Source organism: Phyllobacterium brassicacearum (assembly GCF_003010955.1).
Classification (GTDB): domain Bacteria; phylum Pseudomonadota; class Alphaproteobacteria; order Rhizobiales; family Rhizobiaceae; genus Phyllobacterium; species Phyllobacterium brassicacearum.
In genome coordinates, this window is the sequence record NZ_PGGO01000033.1 from 23,943 (window position 1) to 42,900 (window position 18,958).

Annotated in this window: 22 protein-coding genes; 8 read left to right on the forward strand and 14 right to left on the reverse strand. The window is 56.4% G+C overall.

Going from position 1 to position 18,958, the window contains the following annotated elements; all coding sequences use genetic code 11:
- Positions 1-151: 151 nt before the first annotated feature.
- Positions 152-1,369, reverse strand: a complete 1,218-nt coding sequence (locus tag CU102_RS26305) for an NnrS family protein (protein WP_106714028.1) — start codon at positions 1,367-1,369, stop codon at positions 152-154.
- Positions 1,370-1,739: 370 nt separating this feature from the next.
- On the opposite strand from CU102_RS26305, the gene nirK reads away from it, so the two are divergent.
- The 3 genes from nirK to CU102_RS26320 all read left to right on the forward strand — a co-directional run bounded on the left by nirK (position 1,740) and on the right by CU102_RS26320 (position 4,628).
- A complete protein-coding gene (nirK, locus tag CU102_RS26310; protein ID WP_106714029.1) occupies positions 1,740-2,867 on the forward strand; it encodes a copper-containing nitrite reductase in 1,128 nt (375 codons plus the stop codon).
- Positions 2,868-2,985: 118 nt separating this feature from the next.
- Entirely contained in the window at positions 2,986-3,930 is a 945-nt protein-coding gene (locus tag CU102_RS26315; protein WP_106714030.1) for an SUMF1/EgtB/PvdO family nonheme iron enzyme, read from the forward strand.
- Positions 3,927-4,628 (forward strand): Crp/Fnr family transcriptional regulator, encoded by a 702-nt coding sequence (locus CU102_RS26320; protein WP_106714031.1) that lies wholly within the window; start codon positions 3,927-3,929, stop codon positions 4,626-4,628. Before CU102_RS26315 ends, CU102_RS26320 begins: the two co-directional genes overlap by 4 nt.
- Here the strand turns inward: CU102_RS26320 and CU102_RS31200 are convergent.
- From CU102_RS31200 to CU102_RS26335, 3 genes are all read right to left on the reverse strand, one after another.
- A complete protein-coding gene (locus tag CU102_RS31200) occupies positions 4,625-4,789 on the reverse strand; it encodes a transposase (RefSeq protein ID WP_170115312.1) in 165 nt (54 codons plus the stop codon). The genes CU102_RS26320 and CU102_RS31200 overlap by 4 nt on opposite strands.
- A 288-nt stretch (positions 4,790-5,077) precedes the next feature.
- Positions 5,078-5,689, reverse strand: a complete 612-nt coding sequence (locus CU102_RS26330) for a class I SAM-dependent methyltransferase (protein ID WP_106714032.1) — start codon at positions 5,687-5,689, stop codon at positions 5,078-5,080.
- A 24-nt stretch (positions 5,690-5,713) separates the two neighbouring features.
- On the reverse strand, positions 5,714-5,902 hold the full coding sequence (locus CU102_RS26335; protein WP_106714033.1) for a DUF1059 domain-containing protein: 189 nt from the start codon (positions 5,900-5,902) through the stop codon (positions 5,714-5,716).
- Positions 5,903-6,347: 445 nt separating this feature from the next.
- Between CU102_RS26335 and CU102_RS26340 the strand changes: the two genes are divergently transcribed.
- The gene (locus CU102_RS26340; protein WP_425351608.1) at positions 6,348-6,797 is read left to right on the forward strand and encodes a pseudoazurin; all 450 of its coding nucleotides are present in this window, start codon (positions 6,348-6,350) and stop codon (positions 6,795-6,797) included.
- Positions 6,798-6,915: 118 nt separating this feature from the next.
- On the forward strand, positions 6,916-7,077 hold the full coding sequence (locus CU102_RS26345) for a twin-arginine translocase TatA/TatE family subunit (protein ID WP_106714035.1): 162 nt from the start codon (positions 6,916-6,918) through the stop codon (positions 7,075-7,077).
- A gap of 81 nt (positions 7,078-7,158) precedes the next feature.
- Here CU102_RS26345 and CU102_RS26350 read toward each other — a convergent pair whose 3' ends face one another.
- The 6 genes from CU102_RS26350 to napE are packed head-to-tail and all read right to left on the reverse strand — an operon-like array spanning position 7,159 to position 11,773.
- Positions 7,159-7,863 carry a cytochrome c3 family protein gene (locus CU102_RS26350; RefSeq protein ID WP_106714036.1) on the reverse strand — a complete coding sequence of 235 codons (705 nt, stop codon included), beginning with the start codon at positions 7,861-7,863 and terminating at the stop codon, positions 7,159-7,161.
- Between the two features lie 6 nt (positions 7,864-7,869).
- Positions 7,870-8,361 (reverse strand): nitrate reductase cytochrome c-type subunit, encoded by a 492-nt coding sequence (locus CU102_RS26355; RefSeq protein ID WP_106714037.1) that lies wholly within the window; start codon positions 8,359-8,361, stop codon positions 7,870-7,872.
- Positions 8,331-10,832 carry a periplasmic nitrate reductase subunit alpha gene (gene napA / locus CU102_RS26360; RefSeq protein WP_106714038.1) on the reverse strand — a complete coding sequence of 834 codons (2,502 nt, stop codon included), beginning with the start codon at positions 10,830-10,832 and terminating at the stop codon, positions 8,331-8,333. The genes CU102_RS26355 and napA overlap by 31 nt, the downstream gene beginning before the upstream one ends.
- On the reverse strand, positions 10,810-11,094 hold the full coding sequence (locus tag CU102_RS26365; RefSeq protein ID WP_106714039.1) for a chaperone NapD: 285 nt from the start codon (positions 11,092-11,094) through the stop codon (positions 10,810-10,812). Before CU102_RS26365 ends, napA begins: the two co-directional genes overlap by 23 nt.
- A complete protein-coding gene (gene napF, locus CU102_RS26370; RefSeq protein ID WP_106714040.1) occupies positions 11,087-11,587 on the reverse strand; it encodes a ferredoxin-type protein NapF in 501 nt (166 codons plus the stop codon). Before napF ends, CU102_RS26365 begins: the two co-directional genes overlap by 8 nt.
- Positions 11,588-11,596: 9 nt before the next feature.
- Positions 11,597-11,773 carry a periplasmic nitrate reductase, NapE protein gene (gene napE, locus CU102_RS26375; protein WP_106714041.1) on the reverse strand — a complete coding sequence of 59 codons (177 nt, stop codon included), beginning with the start codon at positions 11,771-11,773 and terminating at the stop codon, positions 11,597-11,599.
- 377 nt (positions 11,774-12,150) lie between these two features.
- Between napE and CU102_RS26380 the strand changes: the two genes are divergently transcribed.
- Positions 12,151-12,678: a YcnI family copper-binding membrane protein gene (locus CU102_RS26380; protein ID WP_106714042.1), complete on the forward strand. Its 528-nt coding sequence runs from the start codon at positions 12,151-12,153 to the stop codon at positions 12,676-12,678.
- 85 nt (positions 12,679-12,763) lie between these two features.
- Positions 12,764-14,404 carry a copper resistance CopC/CopD family protein gene (locus CU102_RS26385; protein WP_106714043.1) on the forward strand — a complete coding sequence of 547 codons (1,641 nt, stop codon included), beginning with the start codon at positions 12,764-12,766 and terminating at the stop codon, positions 14,402-14,404.
- Positions 14,405-14,463: 59 nt separating this feature from the next.
- Here CU102_RS26385 and CU102_RS26390 read toward each other — a convergent pair whose 3' ends face one another.
- Genes CU102_RS26390 through ubiT form a run of 4 tightly spaced genes read right to left on the reverse strand, consistent with a single transcriptional unit; the run spans position 14,464 to position 17,289 of the window.
- Positions 14,464-14,829, reverse strand: coding sequence for a hypothetical protein (locus CU102_RS26390; protein WP_133624734.1), 366 nt, complete (start codon positions 14,827-14,829; stop codon positions 14,464-14,466).
- 44 nt (positions 14,830-14,873) lie between these two features.
- A complete protein-coding gene (ubiV, locus tag CU102_RS26395) occupies positions 14,874-15,809 on the reverse strand; it encodes a ubiquinone anaerobic biosynthesis protein UbiV (RefSeq protein ID WP_106714045.1) in 936 nt (311 codons plus the stop codon).
- An 8-nt stretch (positions 15,810-15,817) separates the two neighbouring features.
- Complete coding sequence (gene ubiU, locus CU102_RS26400) at positions 15,818-16,795, reverse strand: ubiquinone anaerobic biosynthesis protein UbiU (protein ID WP_106714046.1); 978 nt, start codon at positions 16,793-16,795, stop codon at positions 15,818-15,820.
- The gene (gene ubiT, locus CU102_RS26405) at positions 16,786-17,289 is read right to left on the reverse strand and encodes a ubiquinone anaerobic biosynthesis accessory factor UbiT (protein WP_106714047.1); all 504 of its coding nucleotides are present in this window, start codon (positions 17,287-17,289) and stop codon (positions 16,786-16,788) included. The genes ubiU and ubiT overlap by 10 nt, the downstream gene beginning before the upstream one ends.
- Positions 17,290-17,575: 286 nt before the next feature.
- Here ubiT and adhP point away from each other — a divergent pair, with 286 nt between their 5' ends.
- A complete protein-coding gene (gene adhP / locus CU102_RS26410; protein WP_106714048.1) occupies positions 17,576-18,601 on the forward strand; it encodes an alcohol dehydrogenase AdhP in 1,026 nt (341 codons plus the stop codon).
- The last annotated feature ends 357 nt before the right edge of the window (positions 18,602-18,958 follow it).

Consider the following 18,958-nt stretch of genomic DNA (forward strand, 5'->3'; position numbering starts at 1 on the left):
CGTTGAGACTATCAAATTGGTCATCTTCCACAACGCAATGGCAATGAAGTCCTCAAAGAACGAGTGTTCCACGATCAACCAGCAGAGCCCGTGACGGTGGTATTGGCTCAAAGCAGACCTGATAGGCGGTTGTCACCGCGTTGCTTCCAATTCAGTCTGTGCTCCGGGCACCGCGTTTGGCATGTGTCAGCATTGGGGCATATTCCAACAGGAACAGTCCGAAGGCAACGATCCACAACACCCCCGCCACTGATACCATTACCTGGTATGTTGCGGGAAAGACGTTGGCGAGGGGGCGAATGATCGCCGCCGCGATGATTGCAAGGTAGGTGGCGTTGGTCCTGGCCGACGATGTCAGCAAGCGTCCGGTGTGCCCGCGGCTTACGCGAGTCATCACAGCGAGCATCATGCATGCAATCGAACCGATTGTGAGCAGGTGCAATACGGAGATCTGATCGATCAACCCTGTTGCACCGGCTGCCATGCCGATGAAGCTCAGTGGAACGAACAAATAGGCAGCGTGAAGCACCAAAAGCAGCTTTTCCGGATGTGTCGTCCAACCGCGCCAACGCATCAGCCGTACACTGTGCAGGGTCGCCGCGGCAAGAGCAGCTATTCCGGTCAGCTTACTCTCTGGCCAGAAAGTCCAAAGGGCGAAAGTCCCGAATGCACCGAAAATGGCGGTGACATCAAACCCATCGTAGGGCACGGGGAAGTCGGTTCGACCGAAGCGATTGAGCCAATTGCGTGTGAAGCTCGGAAGAATGCGGCCACCGACGATAATCACCAGCATTGTATACGCGGAAACCGCCAGGCGGGTCGCGGTGCCCGTGGTGTCGCCGCTGATAACGGAACAATGGAAGAATATGTTCGCAGTCGACAGGGCGGCCAATCCGGCGATGACTTTCAGATCCTTCCACTTGCGGCCAGCAACGACTTCCCGAGCGCAAATAAAAAGGAGCGACAGCAAAAACGATGCGTCGATAGCGGCGGCGGGCAGGACGCCGATGGTGCCTGTCAGGAACATTGCAACACGTCCGGCAACCCAAATCGAGAGCAGCGCTAACAGCGGAACCCCGGACACCGGAAGTCGTCCAGTCCAGTTGGGAACCGCCGTCAAAAGAAATCCGGCAAGTACCGCCGGAGCGAATCCGAACAACATTTCATGGGCATGCCACTCAATTGCGCCATAGGTGCCACCGACCGGAAAACCCGATGTGATGGCCGCCATCCACAACCCCATTGCGAGTATCGCCCACGAAGCAGCGCCAAGAAAAAACGGACGGAACCCGTAAGAGAATACTATAGGGCCAGTGTTTGAAATGCCGCGCGGGATACCACCCCGTTTTTGTGCGGGAGTTCCGTCCATTTTACTCTCCGATCAATTTGCTGTTCCTGGCGACTCTGCATCATATCGGACGAGGGATCCTTGCGTTTGCGCAAACGGTCAGTCGGAATGGCCGATTCTGCGCATCTTAACGACAAGCTCAAAGTCTTTTTTGATCCAGATCAAACAATTCTTTGACGTTTATTTGTCGACGGCAATCGATTTGCAGCAACGGCGAGCCAGTTCTTTAGAATGTCTCTAACAAAATTGCATCGTAGATAGTCTCTGCGACAAAAAAGCTTTCACGGTTCCCCTGCTGTTTGTTGTGCATCAAAGAGTGCTTCGCGAGGACTGCTATTGATGGTCATGCCGGCTAACATTCGCCCGGTATCGTCCATCAAGGAGAACAGCGATGACGAACCAAATGAAAATTTCTCGCCGCACTATCCTGGCCGGCGCAGCTATCACTGGGGTCCTGACACCCATTCTGGCCAATGCGGCCACTCCTGCAACCAAAGCTCCGGTTAAGCTAACGCCAACGGATATTGCTTCGCTTCCCCGCAGGAAAATAGAACTCGTAAAACCCCCATTCGTCCATGCTCACACTCAAAAGGCAGAAGGCGGACCAGTGCTCATTGAAGTCACCCTCACCATCGAGGAAAAGAAGATAGCGATCGATGAAGAAGGTACGGAAATTAACGCGATGACGTTCGACGGTTCTGTCCCAGGGCCCATGATCGTTGTCCATCAGGGCGACTATGTTGAGGTGACACTCGTCAATCCTGACACCAACACAATGCAGCACAATATCGATTTCCATTCCGCGACAGGTGGCCTGGGCGGCGGCGCATTGACGGTTGTCAACCCTGGTGAAAAGACAGTTCTCCGCTTCAAAGCTACGAAAGCCGGCGTGTTCGTTTACCACTGCGCACCTCCCGGAATGGTTCCCTGGCACGTAACTTCGGGCATGAATGGAGCGATTATGGTGCTCCCACGGGAAGGCCTGACGGACGGCAAGGGCAACGAACTGACTTACGACAAAATTTACTATGTCGGCGAACAGGACTTCTACATACCAAGGGATGCAGACGGCAAATTCAAGAAGTATGAGACGGCCGCCGACTCCTACGCCGATACCCTCGAAGTCATGCGCAGGCTCACACCCAGTCATATCGTCTTTAACGGTGCCGTTGGCGCGCTAACCGGAGAAAATGCTCTGAAGGCCGCAGTTGGTGAAAAAGTGCTGATCGTGCACTCTCAGGCCAATCGGGACACCAGGCCCCACCTCATCGGTGGCCATGGTGACTTCGTCTGGGCGACAGGCAAGTTCCATAATACTCCGGACTATGATCAGGAAACATGGTTTATCCCGGCCGGCACCGCAGGCGCGGCATTCTACACCTTCGAACAGCCCGGCATCTACGCTTATGTAAACCACAACCTGATCGAAGCCTTCGAACTGGGCGCTGCGGCCCATTTCAAGGTCACCGGTGATTGGAACGACGATCTGATGACTTCAATCCTGTCCCCGGGGAGCTGATATCCCGAAGCTGAATGTCGAACGGGCGATGCCCGTTCGACATTTACTCATGCAAGAGTTGAAACTAACCTCGTAAGTAGCATGAAAACTTGCATATATTTTGCACTGGAGGCCACAAATGGCAGCCGCATTGCACCACCGCGAGATTTCCGCATTATCGATCTTCACGCCCATGCTTTTGGTCGTAGCGCTCGGCGGTCTGAGTGCCGCACAAATTGGTTTGCTCGGGAACAACGCGCCTTCCATGCATGTGAACCCGCCCGAAACAATAACTGTTGCACCACGAGAATTCTCCTACCGTAGCCACGGGGAGTTCTTCAGGGGCGCGATTGCCGTCGACGGTCCGATCATGACTGTCAGAGCGTCTGCGCTGGAAATCATGAAGTACGAAGTGACATCGGTTGATTATGCGCGCTGCGTTGCCGACGGTGCCTGCCAGGCCGCTGAACCGGAACACGCCGTTACCGATGGGAAGGTTGCAGTAACGGGTGTGAGTATCGTTGATGCCCAGGACTATGCGGCATGGCTCAGCAATCGGACGGATGCCACCTGGACCTTGCCAACCGACGAGCAATTGGCGTTTGCTGCCGGATCCCGCTTTCCCGACGATGGGCTGGGCGATAGTGCCGACAGCAGGAATCCGGCGATCCGCTGGCTTGCGGACTACGATCGCGAAGCCGCGAGGAAGTCTGCCGCCAATCCAATTCCGCAGGTGAGTGGATACTTTGGGGAGAATGAGTTCGGTTTGGCAGACTTTGCCGGAAATGTTTGGGAATGGACCACGACCTGTAATCGCAGGGTAAATCTTGACCATCCTGGCGCTGCCGATGAGGATTCGTGTGGAGTGTACCTTGCCGTCGGCAAACATCGCTCACCGATGAGCTTCTTTATCAGGAATCCAAAGGGTGGAGGTTGTTCAGTAGGCGCTCCGCCCGAAAATCTGGGCTTCCGCCTGGTCCGCGACGGAAATTGGTATGTTCCTTATTTGCAGTGGTTTAAAAGGACCTTGGGCATTGGTGCAGTGAGCGGCGATGCTGGCGCAACCATAGGACAACGCAATTGAAAATCGACCGGACAATCGTGAAGTCGCTTCCCCTGTTTGCCAGGATGAACGATGCGGACCTGGACGGGCTTCTCGATTCCGCCACGGCGAAGCGTATCCCGCAAGGGGAAGCGGTGTTCGAACAAGGCCAGAACGCAGTCTCATTCTTCCTGCTCTTACACGGTCGACTGAAGGTGCTGCAGGTCACAGAGGATGGACAACAGATAATTGTACGGATGGTCCATCCCGGCGACTTGTTTGGGTTCGCGAAGGCACTGCAACGCACCGATTATCCGGGAACCGCCATGGCTGCCGCCGAAAGCGTGGTCCTTTGTTGGCCGACGGATCTGTGGCCACAGTTCGTCGAACGTAATCCCAGCCTTGCCGTGACCACCATGCAAACGATTGGTCAGCGCCTGGAAGAAGCCCACACCCGCATCCGTGAGATGTCGACCCAGGAGGTTGAACGTCGTGTCGCACATGTAGTGACACGCCTCGCAAAACAAGCGGGCAAACAGGAAGGCAGCAGCATTCGGATCGATTTTCCGATCACCCGTCAGGATATAGCCGAGATGACTGGCACAACGCTTCATACCGTGTCTCGCATTCTGAGTGCGTGGGAAGCCAAAGGGCTGGTCGAAGGCGGTCGCCAGAAACTGCTGATCTGCAACCTGGACGGGATCATGCTCTTGGCCAACAGTGCGAAGGACCGCGGTTAGGTCATGGACACATTAACGCGAAGCCAGAGCAGGATGGCCGCTAGTTTGATGAAGGCGTGGAAGTTGGCGGCCTGTTTCTCATAACGCGTTGCAATGCGCCGACACTGCTTAATCCTGTTGAAGAGCCGTTCGAGCTGATTTCGGTGGCGGTAAAGGTGCAGGCTGAATCAAATCGGATCACGCCGGTTCCGGCGGGGCGGGATGTTCGCCCAGCCTCCACGGGAACTCACGAACGCTCGTAACTCGGTCGCGTCGTAGGCCCTTGTCAGCCAGGACCATCCCGCCGCTCGCTAGGCCTTCAACTAGAGCGCATGCGGCCAGGTTTTCATGCTGCTGGCCGCCGCGGGGATTTCGGCCTTAACGGCGAAATTAGCCCTATCTCTCGCGCGGCACTCGGTTTGCTCAAAGGAAGGCGCTATCCAACGGCGCGTGGAACTGTCAGACGGGTGCTATCTGGGCCTTGCACCCCCTTCGTACATGAACGTCATAGGCTTCGGGCCTCGCATGTACCCCATCTCAATCCGATCGATCCGGAAGCCTCCGTCTTCTATCATCGATCTGATCGGGCGATTGAGATGACAGCCCCCGTTGATACGTCTCCAGATCGGAGTGAGGCTATCCTGCCACCAGCGCACCCTACGGTCAGGCGAAAGCCCATGCTCGACGAACAACAGCCTGCCCTGCGGCCTGAGTACCCGGCGCATTTCCGCCAGTGCCGTCGCGGCGCGGGGAATCGTGCACAAAGTCCAGGTTGTCACGACCGTGTCGACGCTCTCGTCATCCAGCGGAATGGCTTCCGCAGACGCTTCGATGAAGTTGACCGGCATCTTTGAATGCGAGGCGCGACGGGCCATCGCGAGAAGGGCCGGATCAGGTTCCAGCGCGAGAATTTCCCGAACGTCCGGGCGATAAAAGGGCAGGTTCAGGCCCGAGCCGCTGCCTATCTCCAGGATGCGGCCTTCCGCAGCGCCAATCACGCGCTCGCGATAGGGGTGCAGGCGCTTGTTGCGCATGGAAAGGTCGCAGAGCTTCGGCAGAATGACATCGCTGTAAATGCCCATGCGCGCTCCTCCGTGCGCCCCATCCTACGTTTCGCGAATTAAGTTTTTGATCTGTTGCCGATCTTCCAAGGACCACTTGTCAGGCTGCTCCTGATGAGCGGTCGCTCCGTGGAGTTCAATGTGTTTCCAAAGCTCCGCTTCAGTCTCGGCCACGAACGACGCCGGACAGGCGTCCATTCCAGGGTAATCCTTGCAGCGATATGAGTAGGCCATCGCTTCACCCTCCTACGCTGTCATCACAGTAGCACGCCTCGTGTTGACAATGAACAGAGCCCAATGCAGCACTCTATAGCGCGGACCTACGACGGACTCTACGCGTAACTGCTTTGGCTCAAAGCAGACTGCTGAAGGCAACCGTACGGTCCGCTTACCGGTGGTAAACCGGACATCGCCAAGTCCATGGCGTCTGGAACTATGAGTACACGCCCTGGCATCCAAGCCCGATAGGCAGAGTTGCCAGGCGTGCCACGCCGTCCGATTGGAACAGCTCGTAACAGTTGCTGACACTTGCACAGCGTTCAGCGAAATCTTCAAGAAACTCTTCAAGAAAACTAAATACCAACTGTCATGTTTGCGTGGGATCAAAGACGCAACAAGTCGAGCGGTCTAATTCCTTCATGAAGGGGCCCGAAGTGTCCCGGCAACAAGGAGTAGTAAAATGACCAAATCGGTCCTGAAAATGTTTACTGGCGCGGTGATCGGCCTGTCGATGCTTGGAGCACCTGCTTTCGCTGCGGATTTCGAAGTAAAAATGCTCAACAAAGGTACCGACGGTGCGATGGTATTCGAGCCAAGTTTCGTCAAGGTCGCCAAGGGCGACACTGTGACGTTCGTCCCGACGGACAAGGGCCACAATGTCGAAACGTTCAAAGATTTGATCCCGACCGGATCAACACCGTTCAAGAGCAAGATGGGCGAAACGTTCAAACAGACGTTCGACGTCGATGGCGCATATGCTGTGAAGTGCACGCCTCATGCGGGCATGGGGATGGTTGGGCTTATCGTTGTTGGTGATGCGCCGGCCAATCTGGAAGCCGTCAAGACCGCAACGCTGCCGAAAAAGGCACGGGAGCGTCTCGACGGCGACATCGCTAAGCTCGGTTCGTAAATCGAGCGTTGTTCGCGGATGGTTGCGGGATGGTTCCCGCCACCATCACCGCAATGGATCGCGGGCACAAAGACCTCCGTTCTGTGCTGCTGCCGACCGCAAAAAGCGGAGAGAGATAATGGGTTCGTTAAGTATATGGCACTGGCTCATCGTGTTGGCCGTCGCTGTGTTGTTGTTCGGGCGCGGAAAGATCCCCGAGCTCATGGGCGATGTTGCCAAAGGTATAAAAACCTTCAAACAAGGCATGCGCGAAGACGACACTCCACGCGAACAGAAATGACATGGATTTGAGTCCGGCCGCGAATATCTTTCGCGGCGATCGCTTGTTCCCTCTGGCGTCGTAGCTTTGCTTGGAACCGAACTACTGATCCTTCAACATTCCGCCATGCGCAGTGGCGATCGCCCGCTTCAGATCATCGATGGCATTGGCGGAAGGCTGTTTTTCACCTTCAAGTTCCGGTGGCATTTTCCAGCCGGGATCGACGCCCTGCATGTTGGGCAACTCGTGGGCGATCCCCTTGTGGCAATCGATGCACGTGGCAGAGCCGGACAACAGGTAGCGCGTGTGGATATCTGCCGCTCGCTGCGTCTGTTTTGAAAGGTCCATCGCCACCGACGAATGGCAGTTGCGGCATTCCAGACTGTCGTTGGCCTTCAGCCGTGCCCACTCATGCTGTGCCAGCTCAAGCCTGTGATCGAGAAACTTCCTGCGCGTGTTGATTGTGCCGAAAATCTTGCCCCAGACTTCCTTTGACGCCTGCATCTTGCGGGCAATTTTGTCGGTCCATTCGTGCGGAACGTGGCAATCAGGACAGGAGGCGCGCACGCCCGAGCGGTTGGAAAAATGAACTGTGCGGGTCAATTCCTCATATACATTGTCTTTCATTTCGTGGCAGGACGTACAAAAGGCCTCCGTGTTGGTCAGCTCAAGTGCGGTATTGAAGGCACCCCAAAACATCACGCCGCCAACGAAGCCACCCAACGTCAGGAATGCGAGGCTAAGGGTCGCCGCAGGTGTACTGAGGACTTTCCAGACCCAGGCCAGGATTCTTCTTACCCGCTTCATCACCCGCTACTCGCTCCCCGCCGGCTTGAAACCCAATTCGCTCATATCCTTGAACTTGTTCTCGACGAGGGGGCGAACATCTGCCTGCGGCACATGACAGGCGGTGCAAAAATAGCGGCGCGGGGACACGTCGGCCAGCATCTGGCCTTCACGGGTCATGTAGTGGGTGACGCTGATCATTGGGGCTCCCGACCCTTGTGTAAATTCGCGCTTGTGGCACGACAGGCAGCGGTTGGTGTTTACGGACAGCTGATAGCCCTCGATCGAGTGCGGGATGACAGGCGGCTGGTCCGGATATGCCCGCATCTTGCGGATATCATCGACGATCCACTTTGGCATCGGCGCAGCCGGGACTTCCTCCATTGCCTGGTCCGGGCCGGACAGCGGGGGAACCATTTGGGCGATTGCAGCGGGTCCCACGAACAGAGCCATGGTAACGATGAACAGCACCCATCGTGGTCGATGGACTATGCGACCGAGACAATCTTGACAGCGCATTTTTTGAAATCCGTCTGTTTGGAGATGGGATCCGTTGCATCAAGGGTGACCTTGTTGATGAGTTGGCTGGCATCGAACCAAGGCACGAAAATCACACCCGCGGGCATTCGATTGCGTCCCCGGGTATCGACACGGGAGCGTATCTCTCCCCGCCTGGAGATGATCCGGACCTCGGCCCCCTGGTTGATGCCGCGTTTGCGGGCATCGTCGGCATTCATGAAACATCGGGCCCCGGGAAAGGCCTTGTAAAGCTCCGGAACGCGCATGGTCATCGAACCGGAATGCCAGTGCTCGAGCACACGTCCCGTAACGAGCCAGATGTCGAATTCATCGTCGGGAGATTCGGCCGGAGGCTCGTACGGAACGGCAAGAATGACCGCCCTGCCGTCGGGCCGGCCGTAGAATTTTACGCCTTCGCCTTGCTTGACGTACGGATCATAGCCCTCGCGATAACGCCACTTCGTCTCCTGGCCGTTGACGACGGGCCATCGTAATCCCCGTTCTTCGTGATAGCGGTCGTAGGGTGCCAGATCGTGCCCGTGCCCGCGTCCAAAGCTGGCGTACTCTTCAAAAAGACCTTTCTGGATGTAGAAACCAAATGCCTTCGCTTCATTGTTGTCGTAATCCGGATTGATTTCACGCGCCGGGAAGCGGTCGACAACGCCGTTGCTGAACAGCACCTCGTAGAGTGTCTTGCCGCGATAGTCGGGATTGGCATCCAGGATCTCGGCAGGCCAGACCTCATCGGTGATGAAACGTTTGGAGAACTCGACCAGTTGCCACAAATCCGAACGCGCCTCGCCTGGTGCCTGCACCAGCTGGTACCAGACGTGGGTGCGCCGCTCGGCGTTGCCATAAGCGCCTTCCTTCTCCACCCACATTGCAGCTGGCAGAATCAGATCGGCGCTCATCGCCGTGATGGTTGGATAGGCATCCGAAACCACGATGAAGTTGTCCGCATTGCGGTATCCTTGGTACGTTTCGTTGCTCGTGTTGGGAGCCGCCTGCACGTTGTTATTGACCTGGACCCAATAGAAATTGAGGTTGCCGTCCTTCAGCATCCGGTCCTGTTCCACGGCGTGATAGCCAGGTTTTTCCGGTACAATACCGTGCGGCACATGCCAGATCTCTTCGGCGTGCTTGCGGTGCTCCGGGTTGGTGACGACCATGTCGGCGGGTAGGCGATGCGCGAATGTGCCCACTTCGCGCGCGGTGCCGCAGGCCGAAGGCTGACCCGTCAATGAGAACGGGCTGTTACCGGGTTCTGAGATTTTTCCCGTCAATAAATGGATATTGTACACCATCTGGTTCGCCCAGACGCCGCGTACATGCTGATTGAAGCCCATGGTCCAGAGAGACATGACCTTGCGATTGGGGTCAGCATAAAGCTCGGCAAGTTCTTCAAGGAAACCGGAATCAACGCCAGACAGGTCCGCGACTTTCTTGAGCGTATATTCGGAAACGAAATTCTTGAATTCTTCGAAGTTCATCGGCTCCGTTTTGGCCGGATTGGAGGAATTTGCTGCCTTAACCTCCAGCGGGTCATCCGGGCGCAAGCCGTAACCAATGTCCGTGGCACCGCGCATGAACGTCGTATGCTGCTTGACGAACTCTTCGTTTACCCTTCCGGTCTGGATAATGTGATTGGCAATGTAGTTGAGAATGGCGAGATCTGTTCCCGGTTTGAAGACGATCGGAACGTCAGCAAGATCCATGCTGCGATGGGTAAACGTTGAAAGCACCGCGACCTTGACGTGTTCATGGCCGAGCCGCCGGTCAGCGACCCTCGTCCAGAGAATCGGATGCATCTCCGCCATGTTCGAGCCCCAAAGCACGAAGGCATCGGCGTGCTCAAAATCGTCGTAACAGCCCATCGGCTCGTCCATGCCGAAAGTGCGCATGAAGGCATAGGCTGCAGAGGCCATGCAGTGCCGGGCGTTCGGATCGAGATTGTTGGAGCGGAACCCGGCTCGCATCAGCTTGGTCGCAGCATAGCCTTCGAAAATTGTCCATTGCCCGGAGCCGAACATTCCGACAGCTGTCGGGCCCTTTTCCTTCAGCACCCTTTTGCACTGCTCGGCCATGACGTCGAAGGCTTCCTCCCAACTCACTGGCTCGAACTCACCGTCCTTGCTGTAGACGCCAGCTCTCTTGCGTAACAGCGGAGTCGTCAAGCGATCAGCGCCATACATAATCTTCGACAGGAAATAGCCCTTGATGCAGTTTAGGCCGCGATTGACCTCGGCTTGCATGTCGCCGTGCGTTGCTACCACCTGGCCTTCCTTGACGCCCACCATGACGCCACAGCCCGTTCCGCAGAAGCGACAGGGGGCTTTCGACCATTTGATTTCGAGTGCGCTCACGCCGCCCGGAACTGGCTGCGCGAACGCAGGCAATGTGATGCCGGCTGTGGCTGCGGCAACTGCAGCCGCATGTGCCCTGAGAACTTCACGCCGCGTCAGTTCGGTCATTGCTTCCGGTCTCCTCCGTTTCGACGTGCTCGAAAACCATGTTCGCCGCCATCACCCCCTCAAGGGCGGAGATCTGAGACAATCGGTCTCCGAGAATGCCCGTGCTTATGCCCTCGATCACGACGACGATCTTGTTGCCCTGATGCGCATGGACCTCGACATTCGCCATTTCGCGGAGCCGTGTGAGCACGGCATCTTGCATTGCCGGCAACGTCATGATGACGGCGCTTGAAATATGGTAGGTTTGTCCCTTGTCACGCATGTGCCGCCTCATGTGACAACTCACGAACGTTGATGGCGGCTACGGGACAGACGCTGATGCAAGCACCGCATCCATTGCAGACTTCGTCGTCGAGAACAGGCAGAAAAGGTCCGCGGATCTGAGGGCGAAAACGGATCGCCTGCTCGGGACAGGCGTCGCGGCACGACTGACACTCGACGTGGTTTCGGGCCAGACAGCTGTCAGTGATCAGGGCTACATGCGGAAAACGATGCAGTAAGTTGGCTTGGAATACCTGCTCCGGACAAACGTTCGCGCATTCGCCGCAGAAGGTGCATTCGCCATGGGAAAAATCGAGCGTCGGCAAGTCACCGACAAGGCAGATGATGTGGGTGGGACATGCATCCGCACAATTGCCGCAGCCGCTGCAGGCGAGCAAACTCTCTGCGGTAGTACCCGGCGGAAGGATGCGACGAAAACCGGGTGCCTGTCGCCCGACCAGGAAAGCCCGTCTTGAAATGTTCGTCGCCGTCATTTTGCTATCTCAATGAGAGGGAGGGCCGGGCGGCCCGAAAATGATCTGCAGCATCCAGACAAGGAAGCCGTAGCCGCCGACGACACCCACGGCAACAACCGGCCAAATACCGAATGCAAGCACCAGAAATGTGATGATTTCCACCCGCCGCCGCGCCGGCACGGGCAGGTCGGGTGGTTCGGACATCAACGTCTCCTCCCAAGGCACGGTCGCATCGGAAACCTATCATGCCAAAAGAGAGGTTGGTAGTCTGCTGGTACAACTTCCTCGAGCAAATGAGATGAATTTATTTTGGTATTTCTTCGCAAGACTTGAATTTTACTCAGACCTGCAATCGATCCTTGATATAAATCTTGATTATGTCACTCAACTCTAAACTACTTGATGCAGGTCAAAGAGGTAGTCCCGAACCCGTCGTAATAACGCCTGGTGGAACGGTTGCTGTGCTTTTGACCGCGATGGTGCAGCGTAGGAGGTCTTCAATACGTGCAGGCGACATGTTTCCATTTTAGTCCGCGCTCAGCCTTCGATGACCGGGGCGCGCGCACTCTAGGAGAAATACGATGCTGAAGCTAAAGTTGGCGTTCACAGGCGCGGCGCTTTTGATGACAGGGATGACGGTGGCGCTGGCGCATGTGTCGCTTGAAAATCCGGAGGCCCAGGTTGGCTCGACATATAAGGCCGTCCTGCGCGTGCCTCACGGATGCGACGGAGAGCCAACCGTCAAAGTACGGGTACACATCCCCGAAGGCGTTATCGCGATCAAGCCCATGCCGAAAGCCGGATGGAAACTCGACAAGGTCACGTCGAAATACGAGCAGTCCTACGACTACTATGGGAAGGCAACGGATGTGGGCGTAACAGAAGTCGTCTGGAGCAACGGAAACCTTGCTGACGATGAGTATGACGAGTTTGTCTTCCGGGCATTTTTGACCCCGGACCTGAAAGTCGGCAAAATCGTCTATTTCCCCGTGGTGCAGGAATGTTCCGATGGCGCAACAGAGCGCTGGATTGAAATTCCCGCGGAAGGAAAAAACGCGGACGACTATGAGATGCCCGCCCCTGGTACGAAAATCGTGCCCAAAAAATGAACTGCTAGCACAACTCCAGGATGCAGCGACCCGACCATGATATTGGGGGGGCGATGCATCTGCAATCGACAACGGAATGAGATAGATGTCGCTGGGAAAATGCAATGTTCGTCTGGCGACATTGGTTGAGCGCCTGGCAGCTACGCTTTGGATAGCCCTGATCCTGGCATTGGCAAGCATCGGCGTGTGCCATGCGCACGCTACTCTAGTGATGTCGAATCCTTCAGCCAACTCTATCCTCGACGATTACCCTCAACAGTTTTCTCTGGAGTTTTCAGAACCTGTTTCATCTATTTTCTTTTCGCTTGTTGAGCCTGACGGGACTATCCAAAATCTGGAGTCAATCGAGGCAGCCGGAAATATGGTCACCTTACACGCCCCCGACATACGGCAACGCGGAACCCATGCCTTGAATTGGCGAGTTGTTTCTGCGGATGGTCATCCGATCGGAGGTTCTATCGTCTACTCGATCGGAGCACCTACCGCTGCGATCCATCCTGAAGGCCCGAAAACCGACAGCGAGGTCCGTGACCTCATTTGGCTCGCAAGGCTTTTGATCTATGCAGGTTGTTTCTTCGGGGTTGGAGGCATTTTTTTCTTCAATTGGATGGAGACGGATCATCACGACAAGCGGGATCCCGTTCTGCTGGCGGTTCTCCTGCCTGGCCTCGCTGCCGCAGCCTTTTCGATTCCATTGCAAGGACTGGACGTCCTGTCATTGCCGATTGGCACATTCTCCAAAAACTCGGCATGGAATGCTGGATTCGCGACAACATATGGAACATCCGCGTTATTTGCGGGATCAGCTATCTGCCTGGCCTTGTTTGCGCATCTGTTCAAAATTCGGGTCAGACTGCTGTCCGCGATTGCCTTGATCGCTGTAGGGCTTGCGTTCGGTTCAAGCGGTCACGCTGTGACGGCAGCTCCGCAATGGTTGATGCGCAGTGCGGTAATCATCCATGTCATGAGCGCTGCTTTCTGGGCAGGATCGCTTTATCCGCTCGCCAAGCTGTTTGCGACCGGCTGCGCAAGCGCTCCGTCTGTTCTACGGCGTTTCTCGAGAACGGTACTTTTTGCAGTTATTCCGATGCTCGTGGCCGGAGTCGTGCTTGCATTCGTCCAACTCGGGAGGGTTGATGCATTGTGGCTGACTGACTACGGACGGGTTCTGGTCGGCAAGTCCTTGTTGGTTGGAGTTGTCCTGATATGCGCTGCCGTCAACCGCGTCATCTTCACAAGTCCGGCAGTAAGGGGTGACCTTGTCGCCGGCAGAAACTTGAGGACAACCACTCACGCGGAAATCCTCCTCATTTTGGGCATTCTCGCCGTCGTCGGCTTGTGGCGATTCACGCCTCCGCCGCGAACGGTCATGGCCGAGCCAGTGGCTGCCGCAGAAGTACACATCCATACCGAGAAGGTGATGGTGGACCTCTCGCTGACTCCAAAGAGAATCGGAGCGATGACGGCTCAAATGTCCGTAACTACCGGGGACTTTGCGGCTCTCCACGAGAAGGAAGTGACGTTGGTGATGTCCCACCCGACACTCGGGATAGCGTCGCTCAAGCGTCGCGCCGTGAAAATCGGGGAAGGACTGTGGCGGGTCGAGAACCTGAACGTGCCATTTCCTGGCGATTGGCTGATCCGCCTGGACGTCCTGGTATCCGACTTCGACCTCGTAAAGCTCCAGGCGACGGTGCACATCGGCTCTAAAGTCGCGCCGTCCTGACGTCTGTATAATCCGGAGCAAGCATTTTCGCGATATTCGCCAAATGCCAGACTCCCGGCTTATGGCGTGGTCGCCGGCTTATCGAACGTGGACGACACATCCGACGAGACCAGCTTTAACGAATGAGAAGCAGCCTGGGCTGCGGCCGCAATATCCTCGAAAAGAAGAGCGGCCTCACGGAGCACGCTTTCGTCCATGTCCTGAAAGCCCAGTTCATCAAACTCCCGCAGCAGTTCGAGAATGGTTTCAATGGTCCGTCTCTGGTGATGCGCGTCTTCGAGTGACCTCTTTTGGTCGCGCAAGTGCTCAAGTGCCGCGAAGCGTTGCAATGCACTGTCCACACGATGGCGACAGTCGCAGTCCAGCGCCGTGTTCATAATGACGGTTCGGATGCGACGAACTGCGTTCGACAGATGTCCGGCCATAAGTGCCTGGCCGGAACCTTCAACAGGAAACAAATGACGGCCACTCATATCTCGGCCCCAAGGGAAACACTTTTCGTGTGCGCTATCCACGCCGCACCCACCTGGCCGTGATGGAAGCCGTTTGATAACGGCACGCCGGGATAGATTTGATGCAGCCGGGACATTGCATCCTCTACATCAATATGGTGCTTCAGAACATCATCGTAGACACGGCTGACCGCCACCATATCGCAATCTTGGGGAGACAGGACAAAACGTGACACGCCGCACAGCGCCAGATCCGAGAGTTCTCCAACAAGCGCCTGGCATGTGTGGGAGACGGTCTGAACACCATTCAATGCCAGGAACGGTCGATGTTCGAGTGTATCCACGGAAAGTCCATCCGGATCCTCGCTACAGACAAACTGACAATTATCCTTGGTGTGGCCTTTGGACCGAGCGTGGGCGCAACGCGCTGAGATGGCCAGTGGCACGCGGCCGAAGGAGAACACCTCAAAAGCAACTTCAGGCACACCAGCCACGATCTGCGCGACCGAGCGCATGGGCAATTCCGGCGGCAAACATATACTGGTCGCCCCGCGAGCAGCCAACACTCGTGCCGCAGCGACGTTGTAGACGTTGACCAGCGGTCCCACAGCGTGGGGACGTCCGTTCAGAAGTCTGAGGGCGGACAGGTCGTTCGCTTCGACAATATGTCCGCTGTCCCGTATCAGGCTTCGGACATATTGGCTTTCACGCTCTAATGTCACAATTGCCAAAGACACGACACGCACGGTCTTGCCTGCAGTTTGCAGGCGTTCAATCACGTCGGCGATATACGGTTCGGTAAAGTGCAGGCGTTTCGAGCAGACAGTCTCACCAACGGTGACGTGACTAACGGGAGCCTCATCGGCAATGCGAAAATAGAAATCCCGCCATTTCGGCCCGTCCCACAAATAGAGCACTGGTCCAAGGGCCAATGTTGGAGCTGGTTTTTTCATGTGCGATCCTATCTCCAGCGTTTTTCGTAGGCACCGGACGTTGTCTGTTGGCCCTCACTCAGAAGCTTAAGTCGATGGATCAGGGCAGGGCGGCTTCTAGAATCGGCAGAAAGCGTGCGCCTTAAGGTCGAAACGACTTCGGCAACGTAGGCCTTTCCGCGCTGCCTTCCTTCAATCTTCAAGGCGCACACGCCAGCCTCGCGAAGCCCATCAATATGGTCCATGACATCGAGCGAAACGGGATCCTCGAATGCATATCCGTATTGGCCTGCCACCTCGAAGCGTCCTTTGCACAGAGTGGGATAACCTGCGGCTTCTCCATCCGGAAATCGGTTTATGGTGTAGTCACCGAGCTCGGAGACGAGGTCGTTGCCGTCCTGGCGATAACGGACATGGCTGGCTGGCGAACATACGCCATTCATGTTCGGCGACTTTCCGGTGGCATAGGACGACAGCGAACAACGACCTTCCGCCATCACGCAAAGACCCCCGAAAACAAAAACCTCGATCTCGCACGTGATCTGGCGTGCAATTCGGGCGATGTCGGGAATGGTCAGAATCCGGGGCAGCACCACCCTCTTGGCCCCGAATGCGTCGACAAGGAAATTGATGGCATCGACGTTGGAGGCGGAGGCCTGTACCGAGACGTGAAGCCGTTGGCGCGGATGGTATTCAGCGACATAGGCCATCAAACCAAAATCCGCGACGATGACAGCATCAGCGCCAAGGCGCACGGCATCGTCCACCGCTTCGTACCATACGATCTCGTCTCCAGCCCTCATGAACGTGTTGAGCGCGACGTAGGTCTGGGTGCCCTTGCTTTGGGCATAAGCAATGGACTGTTCCAGTTCTTTGCGGGTGAAATTCAGGCCTGGGAAATTACGGGCATTCGTCTCATCGCGGAAACCACAGTAAACAACGTCCGCCCCCGCATCGACTGCTTCTCGAAAAGACGCGGGGGTTCCTGCAGGGCAGATCAGTTCCATACGGATTCTCCCGAAAGGGCTCGATCGCGGATCCAGCCGGCGGCACGTTTAAACAGGGGACGCAACGGGCCTGCTGCAACGCTGAGATCGCGGGGAAGATCCACGCTGCAATCGTCCAGTGCATTGCGAAGCGACATGATCGATTCCATGTCGCCGGTGACCGCCAGGTCGCGCGAGAAGAAAAGAGCGTCAGCATCGCCGCGTCCTTCGAGCAACGCCAGCAGAAGGAAGAATGGACCTTCCACAATCGCATCTGCGTGAGGCGTTCCTGGCTTGCGTGAGACGGTGATCATCGGCCTCGCTGGCTCGACCACAAAGGTGAGCGGAAGATCGGTCGGCACAAAGCCGTACCGCTTCCCAAGATGTTCGCCGAGGCGATCGAAAAGACCCGGATGCTGTTTCAGCACCCGGAACAGCATCAGCCTCGTCGCTCGATTGATTACTGGAAGCGGAATCACGGCGAATGGCGCAGCCAGGAGAGGCGGAAGTTTCATTTGGGTGCCTTTTGAATGATGGATTCGCGCCATCGTATCAGCGTGATTGCTGACGCTGTTTGATCCAGCTCAAAGACAATGCGACTTGACTGCCGTCTCATCTGTCCAGGATGTCGGCCGCTTGCAATGGGAGATCAGTAGCCTTTCCCGTTGGGCTTCGGAAGATCGGCCGGAATCGCCACAACCGCGATCAGGAGGAATCGCAAATCGAACATCGGGGGTTGATCGATCAGCATAATCGCTAGCCGCTTGCGGCCATTTTCCTGTCTTACAAAAGGAGACCTGCATGACCAGTATGATGAAAGCGGCGCTCGTTCGCGAATTGGGCAAACCTTTGACGATCGAGGAGGTCCCCATTCCGGAGCCGGGCCCGGATCAAATATTGGTGCGCATTGCTGCGACCGGCGTTTGCCACACCGATTTGCATGCGGTCAGGGGGGATTGGCCGGTCAAGCCCGCAGTGCCCTTCATCCCGGGCCATGAAGGGGTCGGCACTGTGGTCGGCATCGGCCGTTCGGTGAAACGTGTCAAGGAAGGCGATCGTGTTGGAATTCCTTGGCTGCACACAGCGTGCGGTTATTGCTCGCATTGCCGCACCGGGTGGGAGACGCTCTGCGGTTCGCAGAAGAACTCGGGATATTCGGTGAACGGCAGTTTTGCCGAATTTGCCGTGGCCGATCCCAACTACGTTGGTCGCCTGCCTGATGCCCTTGACTGGGGTCCCGCCGCACCGATCCTGTGTGCGGGCGTTACCGTTTACAAGGCATTGAAGGAAACAGAGGTCAAACCCGGTGAGTGGATCGTGATTTCCGGCATCGGCGGGCTGGGTCATGTCGCTGTGCAATACGCCAGGGCGATGGGCATGCATGTCGCGGCCGTAGACATCTATCCGGACAAGCTTGAGCTTGCGGCAAAATTCGGAGCCGAAATCGTCATCAATGCATCTGAAGTCGACCCGGGCGAAGAGGTGCAGAGGCGGATAGGGGGCGCACACGGCGCACTCGTTACCGCCGTATCGCCAACCGCGTTTGAGCAGGCTTTTGCCATGCTACGGTCGCACGGTACGATGGCACTCGTTGGGCTTCCTTCCGGAAAATTTGCAATGCCAATTTTCGACACGGTGTTGAAACGCATAACCGTGCGCGGGTCGATTGTCGGAACCCGCCAAGATCTGGAGGAGGCGCTGGACTTTGCTGCTCGGGGATTGGTGCAGGCACATTTCTCTTGGGATAAGCTCGAGAACATCAACGCCATCTTCGAACGTATGGAGAAGGGCGGCATCGACGGCCGCATCGTACTGAGTCTGGAATGAGATCAACAAAACTGGTGGTGGAATTGGTAGAGAAGGCCGGCGTCGGTGCCCCGGTGGCCCATTCACCGTCGACCTTCAGAAGTTCAAATTCGTGATGCCCGGGCCGATACGATCCTTCACCTCGCACCTGGCTACCGCTGAGATCACGCAAAAACCTGAAACCGGCGTTCCAGAATAAACGCCGGCTCCGGACTCGCACAAGGTATAGCAGTTAGCCGCCGGCCTTTGATACAGCGAGCGTCACCACCCGTTCGCTGGTCTCGACTGCCGGTGCGCTGTCTTTGGAAAACGGAATGCCCAGCGCTGTCCAGACTTCGACCAAGGCATCTTTCAACTCAATAACGAGTTCGTTGGAAT

Excerpts from the sequence above, each read along its gene's own strand:
- CU102_RS26305 (WP_106714028.1), bottom strand. The coding sequence starts at position 1,369 with ATGGACGGAACTCCCGCACAAAAACGGGGTGGTATCCCGCGCGGCATT.
- nirK (WP_106714029.1), top strand. The coding sequence starts at position 1,740 with ATGACGAACCAAATGAAAATTTCTCGCCGCACTATCCTGGCCGGCGCA.
- CU102_RS26315 (WP_106714030.1), top strand. The coding sequence starts at position 2,986 with ATGGCAGCCGCATTGCACCACCGCGAGATTTCCGCATTATCGATCTTC.
- CU102_RS26330 (WP_106714032.1), bottom strand. The coding sequence starts at position 5,689 with ATGGGCATTTACAGCGATGTCATTCTGCCGAAGCTCTGCGACCTTTCC.
- CU102_RS26335 (WP_106714033.1), bottom strand. The coding sequence starts at position 5,902 with ATGGCCTACTCATATCGCTGCAAGGATTACCCTGGAATGGACGCCTGT.
- CU102_RS26340 (WP_425351608.1), top strand. The coding sequence starts at position 6,348 with ATGACCAAATCGGTCCTGAAAATGTTTACTGGCGCGGTGATCGGCCTG.
- CU102_RS26345 (WP_106714035.1), top strand. The coding sequence starts at position 6,916 with ATGGGTTCGTTAAGTATATGGCACTGGCTCATCGTGTTGGCCGTCGCT.
- CU102_RS26350 (WP_106714036.1), bottom strand. The coding sequence starts at position 7,863 with ATGAAGCGGGTAAGAAGAATCCTGGCCTGGGTCTGGAAAGTCCTCAGT.
- CU102_RS26355 (WP_106714037.1), bottom strand. The coding sequence starts at position 8,361 with ATGCGCTGTCAAGATTGTCTCGGTCGCATAGTCCATCGACCACGATGG.
- napA (WP_106714038.1), bottom strand. The coding sequence starts at position 10,832 with ATGACCGAACTGACGCGGCGTGAAGTTCTCAGGGCACATGCGGCTGCA.
- CU102_RS26365 (WP_106714039.1), bottom strand. The coding sequence starts at position 11,094 with ATGCGTGACAAGGGACAAACCTACCATATTTCAAGCGCCGTCATCATG.
- napF (WP_106714040.1), bottom strand. The coding sequence starts at position 11,587 with ATGACGGCGACGAACATTTCAAGACGGGCTTTCCTGGTCGGGCGACAG.
- napE (WP_106714041.1), bottom strand. The coding sequence starts at position 11,773 with ATGTCCGAACCACCCGACCTGCCCGTGCCGGCGCGGCGGCGGGTGGAA.
- CU102_RS26380 (WP_106714042.1), top strand. The coding sequence starts at position 12,151 with ATGCTGAAGCTAAAGTTGGCGTTCACAGGCGCGGCGCTTTTGATGACA.
- CU102_RS26385 (WP_106714043.1), top strand. The coding sequence starts at position 12,764 with ATGTCGCTGGGAAAATGCAATGTTCGTCTGGCGACATTGGTTGAGCGC.
- CU102_RS26390 (WP_133624734.1), bottom strand. The coding sequence starts at position 14,829 with ATGGCCGGACATCTGTCGAACGCAGTTCGTCGCATCCGAACCGTCATT.
- ubiV (WP_106714045.1), bottom strand. The coding sequence starts at position 15,809 with ATGAAAAAACCAGCTCCAACATTGGCCCTTGGACCAGTGCTCTATTTG.
- ubiU (WP_106714046.1), bottom strand. The coding sequence starts at position 16,795 with ATGGAACTGATCTGCCCTGCAGGAACCCCCGCGTCTTTTCGAGAAGCA.
- ubiT (WP_106714047.1), bottom strand. The coding sequence starts at position 17,289 with ATGAAACTTCCGCCTCTCCTGGCTGCGCCATTCGCCGTGATTCCGCTT.
- adhP (WP_106714048.1), top strand. The coding sequence starts at position 17,576 with ATGACCAGTATGATGAAAGCGGCGCTCGTTCGCGAATTGGGCAAACCT.